Here is an 870-nt window from a genome sequence, read left to right on the forward strand (position 1 = left end):
CAAAGCGATGTTTTTATGCTTTTGACTTGCTTTATCAAACGCGCTCAAGTTGTGCGTGTAGCGCTCTTGTTTCAAAGCACTTAGAACATCATCAGTGTCTCTATCATCACTTGCATATGTATTTGTGCTTTTGCCCAAGTGCATAGATTCTGATGATGATATAAATGCTTTGTTATTTTCGTTCAAAGCCCCTATTTCACGCGGTGTTGTAAGTGTTGTAATCTCTGAAGAGCTTTGTGCTTTGATATGGCTTTGGAGTGTGGAGTTTGTATCCCTCGTAAAGCGCAAATACGCTGTGTGGGCGGGTGATATAAATGCCTCTGTTTGCTCTTTGGCGTGGGCTTGCACAAAGGCAAGGGCTGCTGCTTCGCTCTCAAATGGCTCACTCCAAATACGCAAAACTTTGCCAGCATTGCCACCGATATGTCCATTTGCATATTTAAAGTATATTTTTTGGAACTTTAAGTTACAAATTTTTTTACCACGTTTATAGGCACGAACACAAGCTTTTTTCAAAGCCTCATATTCACAACTATTTTGTGTAGCAAACTCTTTACTACTTACCCATTGTCCCATTATGCGCCCCTATGCGATTCTAAATCCATCAGATTCAAGCATTTCTTTAAGCTCTTTGCCTCTGCCGCGCTTACCTTGTATAAGCCCATAGGAGAGCTGATTAAGCAATCCTATGTCTTTCTCACTTAAGCCCTTAGATTTCGCCCAAGTGCGCAGTTTCATACCCCTTGCTGCCATCTTTGCGCTTAAAGTCTGTTTTTTCATTGCCTTACCTCTGTATTTATGGTATAATACCCGCCTACCCCCTGCAAAGCAGAGGGCAAGTTCGGTTATTTTTCAAGCTTGAGGGCTATA

At 41.7% G+C, this 870-nt stretch carries 1 protein-coding gene and 1 pseudogene; both read right to left on the reverse strand.

Translation table 11 applies throughout. From position 1 onward, the window contains the following. Positions 1 to 576 (reverse strand): annotated as a pseudogene (locus OQH61_RS09430) (hypothetical protein); the annotation flags it as partial. Positions 577 to 585: 9 nt separating this feature from the next. After that, the gene (locus OQH61_RS09435) at positions 586 to 780 is read right to left on the reverse strand and encodes a hypothetical protein (protein ID WP_266027180.1); all 195 of its coding nucleotides are present in this window, start codon (positions 778 to 780) and stop codon (positions 586 to 588) included. Positions 781 to 870 lie beyond the last annotated feature (90 nt).

Source organism: Helicobacter sp. MIT 21-1697 (genome assembly GCF_026241255.1).
GTDB lineage: Bacteria > Campylobacterota > Campylobacteria > Campylobacterales > Helicobacteraceae > Helicobacter_C.